The sequence below is a fragment of the Mycobacterium sp. UM_11 genome (genome assembly GCF_001414075.1).
Lineage (GTDB): Bacteria > Actinomycetota > Actinomycetes > Mycobacteriales > Mycobacteriaceae > Mycobacterium.
Genome location: NZ_LATC01000055.1, coordinates 1 through 18,474, shown reverse-complemented (window position 1 = coordinate 18,474; position 18,474 = coordinate 1). Strand labels below are relative to the sequence as shown.

Below are 18,474 nucleotides of genomic sequence, written 5' to 3'. Positions count from 1 at the left end.
CGCGGCGTCGATTGGATTCGGTGCGCAGTCAGCCCAGCGCGGGCAGCACCTTGTCGGTGAGTAACTGGACCGACCTCCACGCTTCGTCGACGGGCATGCCACCGACGAGCGGATGCATCACCAGGGGGCCGTAGTTCTCGGCGTCGCGCACTTCGGCGATCAACTCGTCGGGCGTCAGGAAGCGGTACCTGCCGGACGCCCGGACCTCGTCCAGCGACTGCACGCCGGGCAAATGCATAAGCGACCGTTGGTCGGTGGACCAGCCGCCGTAAGTGACCGCCTCCCAAAGGATGTGCTCACCGAGTTCCGCCCACGCCCGGTCCGGGTCCTCGTGCAGGTAGATCATCCCGCGGTTGACCGGCCCCGGCATCAGAATGAACGGGGTCATGCCCGCCTCGGCGCAGAGCTCGCGATAGTAGGCGGCGATGTCGGGCAGGTGATCGGCCAGGCTGAGCGGCAGCCGGAATCGCGCCGCCCGCCGCGCCGTGGCGCGCGCCCCGCCGCCGACATACAGCGGTGGATGGGGCCGGGTCCAGGTGCCGGTGCAGATTCCCGCGTCGGCGCCGGACCACACCGACAGCATGCGCTCGAGCAGGGCGTCCATCAGGGCGCCGCGCTGCGCGAAATCGGCTCCCATGGCGTCGTATTCGACCGTGCGGTAGCCAAGGCCCACCGTGGTGTGCAGCCGGCCGCGGCTCATGTTGTCGACCAGGGCGATGTCCTCGGCGAGCCGCACCGGATTCCACAGCGGCCCGAGCGCGCAGTCCACGCTGGCGATCAGCGTCGAGGTGCGGGCGAGGAACATCGCCGCCGCCATGATCGGATTGCAACTCCAGCCGTGGCCGGTGGCGTGGTGCTCGTCGACGCTGACGGAGGTGATGCCGTGTGACTCGCCCCATTGCGCCAGCTCCAACGCCGCGGAGAGCAACGCGCTCTGGGTGCGCGGGTCACCGTGCGGGGAGGCGAAGTTGAAACGCAGAACCGTCAGCAGCACGTCACGCCTCCTCCGGCGCGGTCATCGACTGCAGGAATGCGGGAAAGTCGGGAAACAGCGAGCGGTCGACGATCTCGATGCGGGCGCCCGAATCGTCCGTGTAGTACGCGAATAGGCCGAGATCGGCGCCGGGCACCTCCGCGGTCATCTCGAGGGTGAACCCGTTGGCCTCGAGCGCCCGGCCGCTCTCGGCCAGGTTGTCGCTGAAGTAGCCGAGGTGGTGCACGGCGTTGCCCGGGGCAGCCGTCCACGGGCTGCCCGGCACTTCCTGCACCAACTCGAGGTGCGGGCTTTGCAAGGAGTAGACGATGGTCGACGTCAGTTCCCGGACGCCTTCCGCGGTGCGGAAGGGCAGCGTGTAACTCATCGGGCTGATCCACCGGTAGCCGGCCAGCGCGCTCAGGCGTTCCATCGCCGCGCCGAGGTCGGGCACGACGATGCCGGTGTGGTAGAGGTCCTCGGGTCGAAGCGCTAATGTCATGGCGTTCCTCGTATTTCAGACGCAGTCCGATGCGGCGTCGACAACGAACACCGCGCCGCTGGTGTAGCTACTCTGCTCGGTGCACAAGAAGGCGATCGTCGGTGCGACCTCGCCGACGGTGCCGAAGCGGCGCAATGGGATGTGTGCCAGCTCCGACTCCATCAACTCGTCCGAGCCGCGCATGGGCGCGGTCATCGGGGTGTCGACGGCGCCCGGCGCCACCGCGTTCACCCGGATCCCCTTGGCCGCCCATTTGACGGCGAGATTTCTGGTGATGCAGACGATCCCGGCCTTCGCGGCGCCGTATCCGGGCACCAGGGGGACGGCCCGCAGCGCCGACATCGACGCCAGGTTCACCACACTGGCGCCACCGGCCGCGGTCGAGGCCCGCAGGGCGCGGTAGAGGCCCATCGTGAGCCGATAGGGCCCGGTGAGGTTCAGCGCGACCGACGCCTCGAACCCGTCGGGCTTCGACTCGTCAAGGCCGCCAGGGAAATTGGCACCGGCGTTGTTGACGAGCACGTCCAGGGCGGTGAACCTTTCGGCCAGCGCGTCCACCGAACCGGGCTCGGTGATCTGTAGCTGGTGGTATTCCATGCCGGACAGGTCGGCCGGATAATCGGCCGCCGCCGGCTTGGTCCCGGTGACGGCGACACGAGCCCCGGCATCGCGGAACAGGACCGCGGTGGCGTGCCCGATACCGCTGGTGCCGCCGGTGATCAGGGCCGTGGTCCCGGTGAAGTCGAAGCTGACGCTCGCCGTCATGAGTTCCTCGCTATCTGGTTGGTGAGCCAGGCGCTTTCCCAGAAATTGGTGCTCGCGGCCAGCAGGTCTTCGTGGGCCTCCCGCAGCACGGCGCGCGCCGCCGCGTGGTCGGACCCCACGAGCTCGGCGAGGTGAATGGCCTGCAGCGGCCGGCCGCCGGCCAGGTGTTCGCGGGCCCGGACCAGCAGGGCGTCGGCCCCGGCCAGCTCGACAACGTCGGCGGCCACGGCGTCGAACCCGACCGGATACAGCTCGGTCGTGGACTCATGGTGAAACCAGCCGGAGTAGTTCTCCCAGATGGCCCGCACATCCCAGGACACCTTCCCATAGCCTTGCCCCACTGCGTATTCCGCGGGCAAGGTGATCTCGCGCATCAGGGTGCGCACGTCCTTGCCGGCGTTCATCCCCTCGACCGTCCGGTCGTGGACGTACCGGATCGCGTCGCTCAGCCGGGTCAGTTCCGCATGGATGCGCTCGGCGCCCGCGATGGGTCCGAAATGGCCGGTGACCAGGAGTTCGGGCCGCAGGTCGCGCACGCGCTCCACCGACGCGATGGCGGCAAGGGCGTCGCGGTACCGGTCGCCGCGCATGGTGACCAGATTCGGAATGTGGCCGAACAAGGGGCCGAAGGTGTTGCCGCACAGGCAGATCCGCTCATCCGGTAACCAGATCACCAGGGAGTCGGTCGTCTCGCCGCCGGGTACCGAGATCAGTTCCATCCGCCGGCCGCCGACCGACAGGGTCATGCTGTCCTCGAAGTCGAGGTCGACGACGGGCACGCTTTGGCCGGCCAACCGGGTGACGCCCAGGCGCCGCTGGATCGCCTGGATGCCGTCCGCCAGGGTGTCCTTGAACGCGAAGGCGCTGCGGCTGGCGCGATATGGGATGAGACGTTCGTTGTCGTCGCGCCACAACGTCCAGTTGGCTTGCGCGACGACGATTGTCTCCGGGTCGCGCACGCTGTCCAAACCGCCGACGTGGTCGACATGACCCTGGGTGAAGATGATGTAGCGCACCGGCGAAGGGTCGACGGCGTCGAAGTTCGCGCGGTGCACCGGCCCCTCGAAACCCATGCCGGTGTTGACGATCACCCGGCCCTCGTTGGTGGTGAGCAGGTAGGAATTCGAGAGCCCCGGCGAGCACCACAGCCCGGGCGCGATCTCCTCCGCCCGTTCGGCAGCGGCGGGCCGCATGGCGTCGGCGCCGGGCCGGCCGCGGTAGACCGGTTCGAAAGTCATCGCTGGGTGGCCCTCCGGTCAGGTCTCGGCATGGACGTCGAACTTGTCGAAGTAGAAGTCGAATCGCGCCCGCAGCTCGTCGGCCGTGATGCCGAAGTGCCGGTGCAGGTCGTAGCGGATGCGGCCGTGCTTGCCGCGGGGGTTGCCGTCGAGGTATTTCTCGAACCGTTTGCGCGCCTTCGGGGTCAACTCGACACCGCCGCACGCGTAAAGCCGTTCGAGGATTGCCATTTCGTTGCCGTTGAGGTGGTGGAAGCCGATGTCGATGCTGCGTTCTGCCGGCACCAGCTCGCGGTCGCGCACGCATGCGCCGAGCAGCCGGCGCACCCGGTCGCTCCAGTAGTCCAGCAACCAGTCCGGGTCGATGCTGGTTCGGCGGAGCCGATCGGAGTAGGCCATCATGGTGATCGCCGATTGGATCACCGCCACGGGGTCACGGTGGGTGAAAGCCACCGTCGCATCGGGAAACGTCGCCATGAGCGGGCCGAGTTGTTCGCAGTGCTGAGGGCTCTTCAGCACCCAGGTTCGCGGCCCCCGCAGAAACGTCAACGCCTGCAGCACTTTCCGCAGGTATGCGTAGTGCCGGGTCTGATCCAGGCTCAGATAGTAGTCGCGCCAGTCCGGCACGCGCGCATGCCATTCCAGGACGTAGCCGGCCAGATCGAGGTCGAGGAGCTCGACTTCCTCTTCGATCGCCTCCGGGAACCGGTCGTGCATGGCGGCCACCACCGGGGCGCTGACCATGAGCGCGTCGTGCTCGGATTTGGCTCGCGCGTAACGGGGGTCGATCCCGTCGATGTCGGGCCCCTGCCCGCGGGCGGGGATGGGCTCCTGGCTCTCCCAGTACGGCAGCGCCCGGCGGCGGGGATCGGCGGCAATGAGATTCACCAGGTGGGTGGTGCCCGATCGGGGCATCCCCACGACGATGAACGGCTTCTCGATCGCGATGCTTTCGATTTCGGGATACCGCTTGAGGAGCTCGGTCAGCGACAACCGGTTGCGCAGCAAGCGCACGACGCGTTGCCGCAGGCTGGATCGGGTGAGCTGGCGCAGGCCCTCGTCGCCTTCTATCGCGGCGACGTGCGCGGTGAGCCGATCACCGAAGCCGTCGACGTCGTCGAGGTCATTGACTCCCGCCTGTTCGACGGCCTCGCCGAACATCCGGTCGACGTCGAAGTCGACGGCTTTGGCCTCGGTGAATTCCAGGATTTGGCGTTGAACGTCGGTGAGCTTGGGCGCGGTCAGATCGTCGAAGTCGATGTCGTCCACGGCAGAGCCCACCGGATCCTCTTTTCGACGCGTCGTCGAAGAGAAATATGACACAGGCGCCAGGCGTGGATCCGCCGTGGTCCCTACAGGTTCGCCAAGTCGTCGGGCACGTCGACCTTGTGTTCCTGCAACGCCTCTAGGGGCACCACCTCGAGGGTGCGCTCGTGTGTCGAGGCCAGGACCACCGGTGCGGCACAGCCATCCTGGTGCGCCCTAAGCCAGTTCAGCGCCGTGACGCACCAACGATCGCCGGGCAGCAATCCGGGGAAGCGGTATTCGGGCACCGGCGTCAGCAAGTCGTTGCCGATCGAGCGCTGGTGCTCCAGGAATTCGGCCGTCATGACCGCGCAGATCGTGTGCCGGCCCAGATCCTCGGTGCCCGTGGAGCAACAGCCGTCGCGGTAGTAGCCGGTCAGTGGCTCTGTGCCGCACGGTTCCAGGGGACCGCCTAACACGTTTCGCTCGGGCACCCCTTCAGTATCGCGCTCCCAGGGGTGAAGTTTGAAGTAACTTTGCCGTCTCCGCGGGCGCGAATTTGTCCCGCCCGGGCGGCCGCCTATCCGGCCATCCGGTAGGTGCCCGGCGGGCGGATGCCGAGCACGCCGCCGGCCGCCGCGGCGTCGACCTCCGAGTACATCCGGGCGATGTCGACCACCGCCGTGCCCGTTCGGACCAGCTCTTCCTGGGCGGCCGTGTGCAGCGCCAAGAAGGCGGTGGCCTCGGCGGCGAAAGCGAGAGCCGCCTGCGCCGACACCTCGTCGGCCCCGGCGGGCACCAACGCGGTGGTCGAGGGTGACGCCGTCACACCGGCCTGCAGGCCTTGCATGGCGCCGCGGACAACGTCGGACCCGATGCTGGCGGCGGCCGGGTCGAACGAGAATGCCTGCACGGGCCCCTCCTCCACACATCCGATGATGTCGTGTGGCGATAGTAGCACTAGGCAACTATATCTGTACCAAACTTTTGCTGAGAAACCGCTAAGTAGACGCGGCGCCGGCACGAGAGTTAACTCGGGCCAATGTCGACGCCGAACCCGCCCGGAGACCCGGCCGGCGAACCGCCCGGAGGCTGGCGGCCGCCGCCTCCGGGGTTTCCGCCGCAGCAGCCCTATCCCGGCTATCCGTACGGGAGCTACCCGGGATACGGCGATCCCCATGCGCCGTACGGGCGGGATCCCGTCACCGGCCAGCCGCTGTCGGATAAGTCGGCCTCGACGGCCGGCCTGCTGCAGCTGTTCTTCGGCGTGTTCGGCGTCGGCCGCTTCTACCTCGACTCGACTCAAATCGCCGTCGCGCAGCTGTGTCTGGGCCTGTTCGGGTTTCTGTTCACGCTGTTTTGCTTCGTGGGTTTCCCGGTGCTGCTCGCCGGCATGATTTGGGGCATCGTCGACGCCATCATGATGTTCACCGGCAGCGTCACCGACAAGTACGGCCGCAAATTGCGCTAGCGGGGAACCGCTCCGATGGGCGCCGGGTGACGAGGCGATAACAATTCCCACGTCAAGCTGGCGCGACGCGCTGAGCAAATCCCGGGGAAATCGCCGGGAAAATTTATCGTCACATCGTGCAACGACGAACGGCCCTCAAGCTGCCACTTTTCCTGGCGGCTGGCACCGCGCTGGCGCGAGCGCCCCGCGCCTCCGCCGAGGAGGCGGGCCGGTGGCCCGCCGACCGCGCCAACCGCTGGTATCAGGCGCAAGGTTTCCTCGTCGGATCGAACTACATCACCTCCAACGCCATCAACCAACTCGAGATGTTCCAGGCCGACACCTACGACCCCAGGCGCATCGACGCCGAGCTGGGCTGGGCCAGGTTCTACGGGCACAACACCGCACGGGTGTTCCTGCACGATCAGCTGTGGGCCCAGGATCAGCGCGGATTCCAGACGCGGCTGGCGCAGTTCGTCGACATCGCCGCGCGCCACCGCATCAAGCCGCTGTTCGTCTTCTTCGACTCGTGCTGGGACCCCGCACCCAAGGCGGGCCGGCAGCGGGCCCCGACGCCCGGGGTGCACAACTCCGGCTGGGTGCAGAGTCCCGGGGCCGAACGGCTGGGCGATCCGCGCTACGCCGGCGTCATGCGCGACTACGTCACCGCGGTGCTGACCCAGTTCCGCAGTGACGACCGCGTTCTCGGTTGGGACTTGTGGAACGAGCCCGACAACCCGGCGCGCCAGTATCGCAACGTCGAGCGCAGCGACAAGGATCAGTTGGTCGCCAACCTGCTCCCCCAGGTGTTCCGTTGGGCGCGCGCGGTGGATCCGAGTCAGCCGCTCACCAGCGGCGTGTGGCGTGGTGACTGGGGACAACCCCAGGGCCGCAGCGCAATTAGCGACATTCAGCTGGCCAACGCCGACGTGATCACCTTCCATTCCTACGCAGATCCCGCGGGCTTCGAGAATCGGATCGGCGAGCTTGCCCCGCTGGGGCGGCCGATCCTGTGCACCGAGTACATGGCCCGGCCTAGGGGCAGCACGGTGGAGGGAATCCTGCCGGTGGCCAAGCGGCACAACGTCGGTGCCATCAACTGGGGCCTGGTCGCGGGCAAGACGCAGACCTACTTTCCGTGGGAATCGTGGGACCACCCCTACACGGCGATCCCGAAGGTCTGGTTCCACGACCTGCTGCGGCCCGACGGCCGGCCGTTCCAGGACACCGAGGCGCTGACGACCCGGAAGCTGGCCGGCACCCAGGCCTGAGAGCGAAAAAGCTTGACCGCCAAGGGCTTAAACAGCCGCGAAGTCGCCCACCGCGGTCATCTTGTTGCCATCGGATGCGGTGGCGAAGCCGCTCGCGGTGAAGGCGCAATTCACGATGAGCCCTCGGTGTGGCGGGCTCTGCATCCACGAGTCCAGGGCCTGGGCGGGATTGGCGGCCGACCCGGTGCCCCAATAGACGATCTCCCCCGTGGCGTGGGATCCGACATAGCCGGCATCGGCGATGCGCATCTGCGGCGAGGAGCCATCCGAACCGATATGGCCGCTCAACCCGGTGTGCAGCATGTCGTCGGCATGCCGCTGCGCGGCCGCCCGCAACCGTGGGTCGTCGCGCAGTGGGCCGCATGGCTGGCGAAGGCCGTTGACGCCGGTGTACAGCGACGTACCGAAATCGTCTGCGCGCGCGACAGATTCGGCCAGAGAGCCGGCCGGCGCAATCAGGGCACAACAGAGCCAGGATATGGCGACGATCTCGACTTTCTTCGTCATCTGGGCCTCTTGCTGCGCGCTCTGCAATTGTTTGTGAGTAGATGCTATCCACCTTCGGCCAACGATGGCCGAGAATCCGCGAGAGAACCTGAGATCCGGGTCATCCCACATTGCGCGATTTAATCCCCGCGTGGCCGTCCGCGGCTACGCTTCACCCATGGCGCTCAAGAGCCACGAGCGCGGCTTTTCGGGGGTTCTCGTCGGCAAGGCCAACGAGACGTACGAGACGTGTGCTCGCGCGTTCTACAAGAAGATCCTGTACCGGTATTTGACCCACCGGCTCGCCCCGGACGACGTCGTCTTCCTGAACTATGGGTACGAAGAGGATCCGCCAATGGGCGTTCCCCTTTCGCCGTCCGACGAGCACAACCGGTTTTTCATCCAGCTCTATCACCGCACGGCAACCCAGGTTGATCTCAACGGTAAGCACGTCCTGGAGGTCGGTTGCGGCCACGGCGGCGGGGCGTCCTACCTCACCCGCGCCTTGCGCCCCGCCGCATACACCGGACTGGATCTGAACTCAGCGGGCATCGCGTTCTGCCGAGAACGGCACCAAGTGGCCGGCCTGAACTTCGTCGAAGGCGACGCCGAGCAACTGCCCTTCCCCGATGAATCCTTCGACGCGGTGATCAACATCGAATCTTCACACCTCTACGCCCAATTCCCTCAGTTCCTCGCGGAGGTGGCGCGCGTGCTGCGCCCGGGCGGACACCTGCTGTACGCCGACTTTCGATTCGCCGGGGGCATCGCCACCTGGGAGGCGCAGTTGGCTGACGCGCCGATGCGGATGCTGTCGCAGAGGCTGATCAATGCGGAGGTCGCGCGCGGGATGGAGAACAACTCGCACTGGTGGGTGGCCGTGATGAACGCCGTCGTGCCGGCATTCGCGCACAGCTTTGCGTTGGTGCCCAGCTACCAGCGGGTTTGGAAGACACATCAAAGCCTGCAAGATGGCGGCCCCACCGAGTACCGGCTGTACTGCTTCCAAAAGGCGTGAGGCGGCCTCACTTTCCGCGGGAGACCGCTGAAACTCTATTGGCGGTGGCGGAGGGATTTGAACCCTCGGACGGTGTTAGCCGTCACACGCTTTCGAGGCGTGCTCCTTAGGCCGCTCGGACACGCCACCGCCGAGCAGCTTACCGAACCGTTGGCCGCTTACCCCAATCGCTGGCGGGCGAAGAAGGCCTCCAGCGGTGCGGCGCACTCGTCGGCGAGCACCCCGCCGCGCACTTGCGGCCGATGATTGAGCCGCCGATCGCGCACCACGTCCCACAGCGACCCGACCGCGCCCGTCTTGGGCTCCCACGCCCCGAACACCAGTCGGCCGACGCGGGCCAGGACCAGCGCGCCGGCGCACATGGTGCACGGTTCGACGGTGACGGCCAGCGTGGCGCCCTCCAGCCGCCAGCCGTCGCCGAGGGCGGCCGCCGCCGCGCGCAGGGCCAGGATCTCGGCGTGTGCGGTGGGATCGCCCAGGGCTTCGCGGGCGTTGACCGCGCGGGCCAGCTCGGTGCCGTCGGCGCCGACCACCACCGCGCCGATGGGCACATCGCGGGGACCCGCCGTCGCGGCGACCGCCAACGCGGCGCGGATCAGATCCTCGTCGCTTGCGATCACCGACCGATGCGGTCGATCACGGCCGACAGCTGGTCGGCGAAACCCATCTCCCGCGCGATGCGGCCAAGTTGCTCGTCCGCGTACAGATCGTCGGACTCGTCGAGGATGACGCCCAGCACCGCCTCGGGGAGGCCGATGTCGGACAGCAAGCCGAGGTCGCCCTCCTCGAAGGGGTCGGAATCCTCCAGGTCCTCGGGGTCGATGTCGGCGTCCAGCTTCTCCAGCACCTCGGCGGCGATGTCGTAATCCAATGCGGCGGTGGCGTCCGACAGCAGCAGCCGCGTTCCGGACGGCGCGGGGCGCACGATCACGAAAAATTCGTCGTCCACGTCGAGCAGCCCGAACACGGCGCCGGCGCTGCGCAATTCCCGCAGCTCGGTCTCGGCGGCCTTGAGGCTCAGCAGCGATTTACGGGCCATTGGAGAACACCGCCACTGGCCCTCTTCGCGCACGACCGCGACGCCGAAACCGTCCGGCGTATCGGCGGACAGCCCTTGGGCTGGGGCTCGTTGTGCTCCCATGGCCGCTTACGGTAGTCGCAGAACAGGCCCCCTGACCAGACGGCGCGAGGCGAACCGGGCGGCGCGGCAACATCTGGGCGCACCGCCGCCACCGGTTTGTGCCAACCTTAGGTCTGTGGCTAGCCCTGCTTCTCAAACACCGGTGTGCGTGCTCGGGTTGGGCCTGATCGGAGGGTCGATCATGCGCGCCGCCACCGTGGCGGGCCGGGAAGTGTTCGGCTACAACCGGTCGGTGGAGGGCGCACAGGGAGCCGCCGCGGACGGTTTCGACGCGACCACCGACCTGACCGCGACGCTGAGCCGCGCCGCCGACACCGGTGCGCTGATCGTCCTCGCGGTGCCCATGCCGGCGATGGCCGGCATGCTCGCCCACATCGCCGAACTCGCGCCGGCCTGCCCGCTGACCGATGTCACCAGCGTCAAAAAAGCGGTGCTCGACGAGGTCGCCGCAGCCGGTCTGCAGGAACGCTTCGTCGGCGGCCACCCGATGACGGGCACAGCGCATTCCGGCTGGGCCGCCGGCCACCCCGGGCTGTTCACCCGGGCGCCGTGGGTGCTCAGCGTGGACGACCACGTCGATCCGGCGGTGTGGTCGATGGTGATGGCGTTGGCGCTGGACTGCGGCGCGGTGGTGGTGCCGGCCAAGTCGGACGACCACGACGCCGCGGCGGCCGCCATCTCGCACCTGCCGCACCTGCTCGCCGAGGCGCTGGCCGTCATCGCCGGGGAGGTCCCGCTGGCGTTCGCGCTGGCCGCCGGGTCCTTCCGCGACGGGACGCGGGTGGCGGCCACCGCCCCGGACCTGGTTCGGGCGATGTCCGAGGGCAATGCGGATCACCTGGTACCGGCCGTGGACCGGGTCATCGAGCTGTTGAGCCGGGCCCGCGATTCGCTGGTGGAGAACAACTCGGTGGCCGAACTCGTCGAGGCGGGCCACGCCGCCCGGACGCGCTACGACAGCTTCCCGCGATCCGAAATCTTCCACGTCGTCATCGGCGCCGAAAACTGGCGTGAGGAGCTGGCCGCGGCCGGCCGGGCCGGCGGGGTGATCAGATCCGCTCTGCCAACCCTGGATAGTCGACGATGAACCCCTCTTCGTCGACGCTGACCGTGGTGTCGGCGACCGGGGAGCGCAGCTTGATGCCCTCGAGACCGCCCGAGCTGGTGTAGCTCACGACGTCCGGAGTGATCGACATGTCGGGCAGGTTGACGTACACCACCGGCAGCGTCACCGACTCCGCCTGCTCGTGTAGGCCGCGCCGCCGGATGGGCAGCGCGTTGAAGAACGGGCTGAACACCACGTCGCAATCGAGCGCGCCGTTGTACCCGGCGCGGTGCTCGCCCTGGTGGTCGGTGACCAGCCACATGTTCTCTTCGTCACGCGCGATGGACAGCACGCGTTCCCGTTCGGCGAGCGTGACGGTCATGCCGAGCCGCTTGGTGGCACCGGTCTCGTCGGTCTGCAGGTCGTAGTACGCGCCGAACGCCGGGTTGGTGGCGGTGGCCGCGGCGACGATGCGGCCGTTGGCCTTGATTCTCTTGCCGGACACCTGGATTCGTACCGATTCCATCCGCGATACGTCCTGTGCACGCCAGGTGAGCATCGCCTGCCACACGCGCCGAGTCGAATCAGGGGAATCTGCGTTCACTCATCTACCGTAAATCGTGCCCGCGAAGCGTGCGGGAAGTGTCCGATAAGTGTGGCGCAGTCGACCGGTGCCCGGCGCCGACGCCCACACCGCCAACGCCAGCAGCCCGTCGAGCGCCAGCGCCAACACGGCCACCATCAACGCGCCGACCAGGGCCAGATGGAACTCGCGCTCCTTGATCCCGTCGATCAGGTACCTGCCCAGCCCGCCCAGACTCCCGTAGGCCGCGACCGTCGCGGTGGCGACCACCTGCAGCGTGGCGCTGCGCAACCCGCCCAGGATCAACGGCAGCGCGTTGCGCGCCTCCACCAGCAGCACCTGGACCTCCGTCATGCCCATCGCGCGGGCGGCGTCGACCACGGTCGGGTCGACGTTGGCGATTCCCGCATAGGTGCCGGCCAGCAGCGCCGGGACACCCAGCAGCATCAGGGCGACCAGTGGCGGCCCCATCCCGAGCCCGAACAGCAGCGTCCCGAGCAGCAGCACGCCCAGCGTCGGCAGGGCGCGTAACCCGTTGACCGCGCCAACGACCAGCAGCGTGCCGCGCCCGGTGTGCCCGATGACGAGCCCGGCGGGGACGGCGATCAGCGCCGAGGCGCCCACCGCGATGGTCGTGTACTCCAGGTGCTCCAAGACGCGCGCGGCGAGCCCGACCGGTCCGGTCCAGTTGCCGGCGGTCAACAGGTAGGAAATGGCGTGCTGCACGAAGTTCATCGCGCGCCGCCCACGATCGGGGCCACCACCGAGCGCCGACGCGGGGCGCGGGCGGCGCGTTCCCATGGCGTGACCAGCCTCCCGGCGACCACGAGCAGCGCGTCGATGACGACCGCGAGCACGAACAGCGCGATGATGCCGGCGAGGATCTGATCGCTCTTGTTGGTCTGGTAGCCCTCGGTGAACCAGGTGCCCAGGCCGCCGATGCCGATCACCGAGCCCACCGACACCATCGCGATGTTGGTGACCACCACCACCCGCAGCCCGGCCACCAGCACCGGAATCGACAGCGGCAGTTCGACTTTCAGCATCCGGGTGATCGGCGGGTAGCCGACCGCGGTAGCGGCGTCGCGCACCTGCGCCGGTACCGCGTCCAGCGCCTCGAGGACCGCCCGCACCAGCAGCGCCGCGGTGTAGGCCGTCAGGGCCACCATGACGTTGGCCTCGTCGAGGATGCGGGTGCCGATGATCATCGGCAGGACGACGAACAGCGCCAGCGACGGGATGGTGAACACGACGCTCGCGGTTGCCGTCGTCAGCCGGCGGGCGACGGGCGCCCGCCGCACCGCCGCACCCAGCGGGACGGCGATCGCCAAGCCGATCAGCACCGGCACCAGCGACAGCCGCAGGTGGACGACGAGCAGCGCCCAGGCGTCGTCGAGGTGGGTGAGCAGGTAACGCATCGCTTACCCCCGCCGTTGGGCTTCCACCGCGGCCAGCACGTCGCCGGCCAGCACCCCACCGATGACCCGGCCGCCGTCGTCAACGGCGACGCCCACCCCGGACGGCGACGACAGCGCCGCGTCCAGCGCGTGGCTGAGATTGCCGCCGGGCCGAAACAGCGACCCGATGCCGCTCATGCTGTCCGACAACGGCGCACCGCCGCGGTGCCGGCGCAGGCCGTCGGTGTCGATCCAACCGATCGGCATGCCGGCGGCGTCCACCACGACCGCCCACCCACCGGGGAGTGCGTCGGGGAGGTCGTCCGCCGGGACGCGCGTGACGTCGTGCCGCGGCAAGCCGGCCGCGTCGATGAGTTGCAGCCATCGATAGCCGCGGCCGAGACCGATGAACCTGGCTACGAAATCGTTGGCCGGCCGCGACAACACCTCGGCGGGTTCGCCGTACTGCTGCAACGAACCGGACCGGAACACCGCGACCTGGTCGGCCAGTTTGAGCGCTTCGTCGATGTCGTGGGTGACGAACACGATCGTCTTGTGCAATTCGCTTTGCAGACGCAGGATTTCGTTCTGCAGCTCGACACGCACCACCGGGTCCACGGCCGAGAACGGTTCGTCCATCAACATGATGGGCGGGTCGGCGGCCAGCGCGCGCGCCACCCCGACGCGTTGTTGCTCACCGCCGGACAGCTGGGCGGGGTAGCGGGTGGCCAGCTTGGTGTCAAGGCCCACCCGTTCGAGCACCTCGTAGGCGGCCGTGCGGGCCGCCCTTCGCGACTGCCCCTTCAACACGGGAACCGTTGCGACGTTGTCGATTACCCGCAGGTGCGGCATCAGGCCGGCATGCTGGATGACGTAGCCGATGCCCAGGCGCAGCCGCACCGGGTCCAGGGTGGACACGTCCACCCCGTCGACGGTGATGGTGCCCGACGTCGGTTCGATCATGCGGTTGACCATCCGCAGCGCGGTGGTCTTGCCGCTGCCGGACGAGCCGACGAATACGGTCAGCTTCCCGTTGGGGACCACCAGGCTGAGCTGGTCCACCGCGGTGGTGCCGTCGGGAAAGGCCTTGGTGACGTTGTCGAAGACGATCATCGGCCGGCCGGATGGTTGAAGCCGTTGTCCCGCAGCCAGTTCCGTGCCGCCTCGTCGGGGTCGATGCCAGAGTTTCCGGCCACGGCGGCGTTGAGTCCGGCCACCCCGGGGGTGGTCAGCTTCGCCGACACGGCGTCCAGCACCTCCTTGAGGCGGTCCGACTTCTTCTGCGAATTGACCAGCGGCACAATGTTGCCGGCCAGGAAGTTGTGCTCGGGATCGTCGAGCACCACCAGTTGGTTCTGCGGGATCGCGGGGGACGTCGTGAAGATGTTCGCGGCGTTGACCCTTCCCTCCACCAGCGCGCGCACCGTGACGGCGCCGCCGCCGTCGTTGATGGCGACGAAGTTGCCCGGCCGGATGTCGAGTCCGTACTTCTGCCGCAGCCCCGGCAGGCCGGCCGGCCGGGTCGCGAACGCCGAGGGCGCCCCGAACCGCACGTCGTCCGAATGTGCCGCCAGGTCGGCGATTGTCTTCAGCTTCCACGCATTAGCGGTTGCGGAGCTCACGGTCACGGTGTCGGTGTCGGTGGCCGGCGACGGGGTCAGGATCGACAGGTCGCCGGGCAGCCTGCGGTCGAGCTCCAGCTCGACGGCGTCGAGCATGGTCGCCGTCGACTGGGGTGCGAAGTAGAGCAGCAGGTTGCCGATGTACTCCGGCACCAGGTCGATCGAGTGGTCTTTGAGCGCGGGGATATAGGTTTCCCGGCTGCCGATGCCCATCCGCCGGCCCACCTCGAACCCGTTGGCCTGCAACGCTTGTGCGTAGATCTCGGCGATGATTTGCGACTCCGGGAAGTCGCCGGACCCCACGACGATGGATTTGGGGCTGCCGACCTCGGCGCCCAGCGGGTCGGAGTTGCTGCACGCCGCGAGCACGCAGATCGCCGTCAGCCATACCGCCGCCTGGATGATCGCGCGGTGCGCGCGCGACGTCATCCCCATACCGCCGACAGTAACGCCAGAATCGCGGCGGTGCGGGGGCGCGCCGGGCCGGTTGCGCGGTTTGGTTTCATTCTGTGCCGGATGGGACAAAGATGGCACTATGAGCAGCCCCGGCCCTGACTCGCCCAGCCAGCCGCATCGCGAGCACGCAGCGACGCCCTCGACGGGTGCGACACCCAGGGAACCGGCCATCGGGTTCACCCGCGCCGGTGCGCTGTGGTCGGCCCTGATCGCCGGCTTCCTGATCTTGATCCTGCTGCTGATTTTCATCACCCAGAACACGACGTCGACGCCGTTCCAGTTCTTGGGCTGGCACTGGAGCCTGCCGCTGGGGGTGGCCATCCTGCTGGCGGCGGTGGTCGGCGGCCTGATCACGGTCGCCGTCGGCACGGCGCGCATCCTGCAGCTGCGCCGCGCCGCCAAGAAGCACCACGCGGCGTCGCGCCAGGGGGCCTAGCCGGGCAGCTTGGCCAGCTCCGCGAGCCCCCGGGAAATCAGCGGCGCGACGACCTCCGGCATGTGATCGGAGTCCAGTCCGCGCGCCTGGTCCGACATCCGCCGGCGGAAGTCGATGCCGGCGGCGATGATCGCGAGCTTGAAGTACGCCAGCGCCATGTAGAACTCCCAATGCGCCAATGGCAAACCGGCGACCAGTGAATAACGGTCGGCCAGCTCGTCGGCCGTCGGCAGCAGCGGCGACGTCCACGCGGCTTGTGCGTTGACGATCAGGTCCAGCGCCGGGTCGCGGTAGACGCACATCAGCGCCGCGTCGGACAGCGGGTCCCCGAGGGTGGACAGCTCCCAGTCGACGACGGCGCGGACCTTCGTCGGGTCGTCGGCGTCCAGGATGGTGTTGTCGATCCGGTAGTCGCCGTGCACGATCGACGTGCGGCTTTGCTGGGGAATCGCTTGCTGCAGACCGGAATGCAGGCGCTCGACGTCGGCGTCGCGGCGGTCGTCGGGCAGCCGCACCAACGCCCACTGCGACCCCCACCGCCGCACCTGGCGCTCCAGGAAACCGCTGGGCTTGCCGAAATCGGCCAGGCCCACGGCCTCGGGATCCACGCTGTGCAAATCGACCAGGACCCGGATCAGCGAGTCGACGCAGCCCCCGATGACGGTGTGGCTGAAGGCTTCCAGCTGGGCGCGCCGGCGCACCACCTGCCCGGCGACGAACTCGACGATCTGGAACGGCGCCCCCAGCACCGCGTCGTCCTCGCACAGCGCGATCGCGCGCGCCACCGGGACGGGGGTGTCGCGCAGCGCCGCGACCACCCGGTACTCACGGGCCATGTCGTGCGCCGACGGGGTCAGCCCGTGCAGCGGCGGGCGGCGTACCAGCCAGCTGGTCGCGTCGTCGTAGACCCGGAACGTCAGGTTGGAGCGGCCACCGGAGATGAAGTCCGCGCGCAGCTCGCCGGCGCGTCCGATGCCCAGCGAACGCAGATAGGAGTCCAGCGAGGCCAGGTCGAGACCCTCGAGTTGGTCAGCTGAAGTCACCGGACTTGTTTACCACCTTTGATTTCGCGGCAGCAGGTCCCACACGTGCTCGACTCCGTTCACGCCCGCCACCGTCGCTTGACCCGATCGCGAGAACAACAGCCGGGTCACCGACGCGTAGTCGACGGGAAACGACAACAGCCGGGCCGTCCCCAGGATCTGATGCAACAGCACGTTGATCACGCCGCCGTGGCTGAACACCGCGACGGTGTCCTCGGGGTCGGCGGAGGCGACGAGATCGTCGACCGCCGCGCGCACCCGGGCGAGAAACGCGTCCTCGTCGACCGCGCTGGGCAGATGCCCCTGGGCCAGGCGCGCCCACTCTTCGGGCATCTCCTGGCGGATCTGCTCGACCGGGATGTACAGCGGAAGGTCGCGATCGTATTCGGCGAACCGGTCGTCGATCTCGACGGCGAGCCCCCGCGCCGCCGCCACCGGTTCGGCGGTCTGGATCGCGCGCCGCTGCGGGCTGCTCACCACCCGGGAAATGGGAAACCGGTCCAGCGCCTTGGGCAGTCGCTCGGTCTGCGCCAATCCCTCGTCCGACAGGTCCGGGTCGGAGCCCTCGCCGTGTTCGCTGCGCAGCGGCAGCGCGTGCCGGACCAGAAGCAATTGCATGTGTTCGTTCCCGTCTGTGATTCGACGCAAGGGGCCCCCGCAGAATAGGGCTCAGGGGATGGCCGATCGCGAGGAGGACGAATGACCGGGCCGAGCATGGATTGGGACGCCGCATACCGGCAGGAAACCCCGCCGCCGTGGAGCATCGGCCGGCCGCAGCCCGAGCTGGCGGCGCTGATCGACCAGGGCAAGATCCGCAGCGACGTGCTGGACGCGGGCTGCGGCCACGCCGCCCTGTCGCTGGCCCTCGCCGAGCGGGGCCACACCGTGGTAGGCCTGGACGCCAGCGCCACAGCCATCGAGGCCGCGGCCGCCGCGGCCGCGGAACGGGGGCTGACCACAGCGACTTTCGCCCAAGCCGACGTCACCAACTTCCGCGGCTATGACGACCGCTTCTCGACCGTCCTGGACAGCGGGCTGCTGCACGCGCTGCCGCCGGAACGGCGCCAGGATTACCTGCAGTCGATCTTCCGGGCGGCCGCCCCCGGCGCGGCGCTGTACATCCTGGCCTTCGCCACCGGCGCGCTCGGCGACGCGAGTCAGGGCGGCCCGCGCGGCTTCGCCGAAGCCGAGTTGCGTGACGCCGTGTCGGAGCTGTGGCGGGTCGACGATCTGCGGCCGGCCAAGGTCTACGGCAATGCGTCGCCCGACTACCCGCTGCCACACCTGGAACACGACGGCGAAGGCCACTTCATGGCGTCGGGCTTTCTGCTCAGCGCCCACAAGCCGGGCTGATCCGGCCCGTCCGCGTAGGAGAATGCTATTCTCCGCACAGAGAGTGGGGTGTGCGGATGACGACGGTAGGTCAGACCCAACTGGACGCGGGTGTGCTTGGCCGCTGGCTGGACTCCAACGGCGCCCCGGGAAACGGTGAACCACCGCGGCTGGAGCAGCTGAAGGGCGGCTCGCAGAACACGCTGTACCTGCTCGACCGCGGCGGCGAGCGGATGGTGTTGCGGATGCCCGGCGCCCGCGCGGACGCCGCCCGCATCGACGGCCTGCTGCGCGAGATCCGCTTGGTGCGCGCGCTGTCCGGCACCGACGTCCCGCACGCGGCGCTGATCGCCGCCGACGACACCGGCACCGTGCTCGGCATGCCGTTCTACGTCATGCAGGCCATCGACGGGTGGAGCCCGATGGACGGGGGCTGGCAACCGCCGTTCGACACCTGTCTCTTATACACAT

General features: G+C 68.5%; 24 protein-coding genes and 1 tRNA gene. 7 read left to right on the top strand and 18 right to left on the bottom strand.

Going from position 1 to position 18,474, the window contains the following annotated elements; all coding sequences use genetic code 11:
- Positions 1-28 precede the first annotated feature (28 nt).
- The 7 genes from WU80_RS15065 to WU80_RS15035 form a co-directional block, all read right to left on the bottom strand.
- Positions 29-994 carry an LLM class flavin-dependent oxidoreductase gene (locus tag WU80_RS15065; RefSeq protein ID WP_055403527.1) on the bottom strand — a complete coding sequence of 322 codons (966 nt, stop codon included), beginning with the start codon at positions 992-994 and terminating at the stop codon, positions 29-31.
- Between the two features lies 1 nt (position 995).
- On the bottom strand, positions 996-1,475 hold the full coding sequence (locus tag WU80_RS15060) for a VOC family protein (RefSeq protein WP_055403528.1): 480 nt from the start codon (positions 1,473-1,475) through the stop codon (positions 996-998).
- Between the two features lie 15 nt (positions 1,476-1,490).
- Positions 1,491-2,240 (bottom strand): SDR family NAD(P)-dependent oxidoreductase, encoded by a 750-nt coding sequence (locus WU80_RS15055; protein WP_055403529.1) that lies wholly within the window; start codon positions 2,238-2,240, stop codon positions 1,491-1,493.
- Entirely contained in the window at positions 2,237-3,478 is a 1,242-nt protein-coding gene (locus WU80_RS15050; protein ID WP_055403530.1) for an MBL fold metallo-hydrolase, read from the bottom strand. The genes WU80_RS15055 and WU80_RS15050 overlap by 4 nt, the downstream gene beginning before the upstream one ends.
- A gap of 18 nt (positions 3,479-3,496) precedes the next feature.
- Complete coding sequence (locus tag WU80_RS15045; RefSeq protein ID WP_055403531.1) at positions 3,497-4,759, bottom strand: sulfotransferase; 1,263 nt, start codon at positions 4,757-4,759, stop codon at positions 3,497-3,499.
- 71 nt (positions 4,760-4,830) lie between these two features.
- The gene (locus WU80_RS15040; RefSeq protein WP_055403532.1) at positions 4,831-5,217 is read right to left on the bottom strand and encodes a DUF2237 family protein; all 387 of its coding nucleotides are present in this window, start codon (positions 5,215-5,217) and stop codon (positions 4,831-4,833) included.
- Positions 5,218-5,303: 86 nt separating this feature from the next.
- Positions 5,304-5,636 carry a PE domain-containing protein gene (locus WU80_RS15035; RefSeq protein WP_055403549.1) on the bottom strand — a complete coding sequence of 111 codons (333 nt, stop codon included), beginning with the start codon at positions 5,634-5,636 and terminating at the stop codon, positions 5,304-5,306.
- Positions 5,637-5,765: 129 nt separating this feature from the next.
- On the opposite strand from WU80_RS15035, the gene WU80_RS15030 reads away from it, so the two are divergent.
- Positions 5,766-6,194, top strand: coding sequence for a TM2 domain-containing protein (locus tag WU80_RS15030; protein ID WP_055403533.1), 429 nt, complete (start codon positions 5,766-5,768; stop codon positions 6,192-6,194).
- 116 nt (positions 6,195-6,310) lie between these two features.
- Complete coding sequence (locus WU80_RS15025; RefSeq protein WP_055403534.1) at positions 6,311-7,444, top strand: 1,4-beta-xylanase; 1,134 nt, start codon at positions 6,311-6,313, stop codon at positions 7,442-7,444.
- Between the two features lie 27 nt (positions 7,445-7,471).
- On the opposite strand, the gene WU80_RS15020 is transcribed toward WU80_RS15025, so the two are convergent.
- Positions 7,472-7,951 (bottom strand): CAP domain-containing protein, encoded by a 480-nt coding sequence (locus WU80_RS15020; protein ID WP_197281256.1) that lies wholly within the window; start codon positions 7,949-7,951, stop codon positions 7,472-7,474.
- 157 nt (positions 7,952-8,108) lie between these two features.
- Here WU80_RS15020 and mtf2 point away from each other — a divergent pair, with 157 nt between their 5' ends.
- Positions 8,109-8,948: a fatty-acid O-methyltransferase Mtf2 gene (gene mtf2, locus WU80_RS15015; protein ID WP_082459868.1), complete on the top strand. Its 840-nt coding sequence runs from the start codon at positions 8,109-8,111 to the stop codon at positions 8,946-8,948.
- 39 nt (positions 8,949-8,987) lie between these two features.
- Here mtf2 and WU80_RS15010 read toward each other — a convergent pair.
- From WU80_RS15010 to WU80_RS15000, 3 genes are all read right to left on the bottom strand, one after another.
- Positions 8,988-9,077: transfer RNA gene (locus tag WU80_RS15010), tRNA-Ser, on the bottom strand.
- Between the two features lie 29 nt (positions 9,078-9,106).
- On the bottom strand, positions 9,107-9,565 hold the full coding sequence (locus WU80_RS15005) for a nucleoside deaminase (protein ID WP_055403552.1): 459 nt from the start codon (positions 9,563-9,565) through the stop codon (positions 9,107-9,109).
- A complete protein-coding gene (locus tag WU80_RS15000; RefSeq protein WP_055403535.1) occupies positions 9,565-10,089 on the bottom strand; it encodes a tRNA adenosine deaminase-associated protein in 525 nt (174 codons plus the stop codon). The genes WU80_RS15005 and WU80_RS15000 overlap by 1 nt, the downstream gene beginning before the upstream one ends.
- Positions 10,090-10,231: 142 nt before the next feature.
- On the opposite strand from WU80_RS15000, the gene WU80_RS14995 reads away from it, so the two are divergent.
- Complete coding sequence (locus WU80_RS14995) at positions 10,232-11,176, top strand: prephenate dehydrogenase (protein WP_197281257.1); 945 nt, start codon at positions 10,232-10,234, stop codon at positions 11,174-11,176.
- Here the strand turns inward: WU80_RS14995 and WU80_RS14990 are convergent.
- From WU80_RS14990 to WU80_RS14970, 5 genes are read right to left on the bottom strand one after another with little or no spacing between them, the layout of a single operon-like run.
- Positions 11,139-11,693, bottom strand: coding sequence for a putative glycolipid-binding domain-containing protein (locus WU80_RS14990; protein ID WP_082459870.1), 555 nt, complete (start codon positions 11,691-11,693; stop codon positions 11,139-11,141). The two genes, WU80_RS14995 and WU80_RS14990, sit on opposite strands and share 38 nt — an antisense overlap.
- Before the next feature lie 45 nt (positions 11,694-11,738).
- On the bottom strand, positions 11,739-12,452 hold the full coding sequence (locus WU80_RS14985) for an ABC transporter permease (RefSeq protein ID WP_055403538.1): 714 nt from the start codon (positions 12,450-12,452) through the stop codon (positions 11,739-11,741).
- A complete protein-coding gene (locus WU80_RS14980; RefSeq protein ID WP_055403539.1) occupies positions 12,449-13,135 on the bottom strand; it encodes an ABC transporter permease in 687 nt (228 codons plus the stop codon). The genes WU80_RS14985 and WU80_RS14980 overlap by 4 nt, the downstream gene beginning before the upstream one ends.
- 3 nt (positions 13,136-13,138) lie before the next feature.
- Positions 13,139-14,227 carry an ABC transporter ATP-binding protein gene (locus WU80_RS14975; RefSeq protein WP_055403540.1) on the bottom strand — a complete coding sequence of 363 codons (1,089 nt, stop codon included), beginning with the start codon at positions 14,225-14,227 and terminating at the stop codon, positions 13,139-13,141.
- Positions 14,224-15,171 carry an ABC transporter substrate-binding protein gene (locus tag WU80_RS14970; RefSeq protein WP_055403541.1) on the bottom strand — a complete coding sequence of 316 codons (948 nt, stop codon included), beginning with the start codon at positions 15,169-15,171 and terminating at the stop codon, positions 14,224-14,226. Before WU80_RS14970 ends, WU80_RS14975 begins: the two co-directional genes overlap by 4 nt.
- Before the next feature lie 100 nt (positions 15,172-15,271).
- On the opposite strand from WU80_RS14970, the gene WU80_RS14965 reads away from it, so the two are divergent.
- Positions 15,272-15,628: a lipopolysaccharide assembly LapA domain-containing protein gene (locus tag WU80_RS14965; RefSeq protein WP_055403542.1), complete on the top strand. Its 357-nt coding sequence runs from the start codon at positions 15,272-15,274 to the stop codon at positions 15,626-15,628.
- On the opposite strand, the gene WU80_RS14960 is transcribed toward WU80_RS14965, so the two are convergent.
- Entirely contained in the window at positions 15,625-16,671 is a 1,047-nt protein-coding gene (locus tag WU80_RS14960; RefSeq protein ID WP_055403543.1) for a phosphotransferase family protein, read from the bottom strand. The two genes, WU80_RS14965 and WU80_RS14960, sit on opposite strands and share 4 nt — an antisense overlap.
- 9 nt (positions 16,672-16,680) lie before the next feature.
- Positions 16,681-17,289 carry a histidine phosphatase family protein gene (locus tag WU80_RS14955; protein WP_055403544.1) on the bottom strand — a complete coding sequence of 203 codons (609 nt, stop codon included), beginning with the start codon at positions 17,287-17,289 and terminating at the stop codon, positions 16,681-16,683.
- Positions 17,290-17,370: 81 nt separating this feature from the next.
- Here WU80_RS14955 and WU80_RS14950 point away from each other — a divergent pair, with 81 nt between their 5' ends.
- Both WU80_RS14950 and WU80_RS14945 read left to right on the top strand, forming a co-directional pair.
- Positions 17,371-18,024, top strand: a complete 654-nt coding sequence (locus tag WU80_RS14950) for a class I SAM-dependent methyltransferase (protein ID WP_055403545.1) — start codon at positions 17,371-17,373, stop codon at positions 18,022-18,024.
- Positions 18,025-18,080: 56 nt separating this feature from the next.
- Positions 18,081-18,474: phosphotransferase (locus tag WU80_RS14945; RefSeq protein WP_156371791.1), on the top strand; the 394-nt coding region annotated here is incomplete at its 3' end.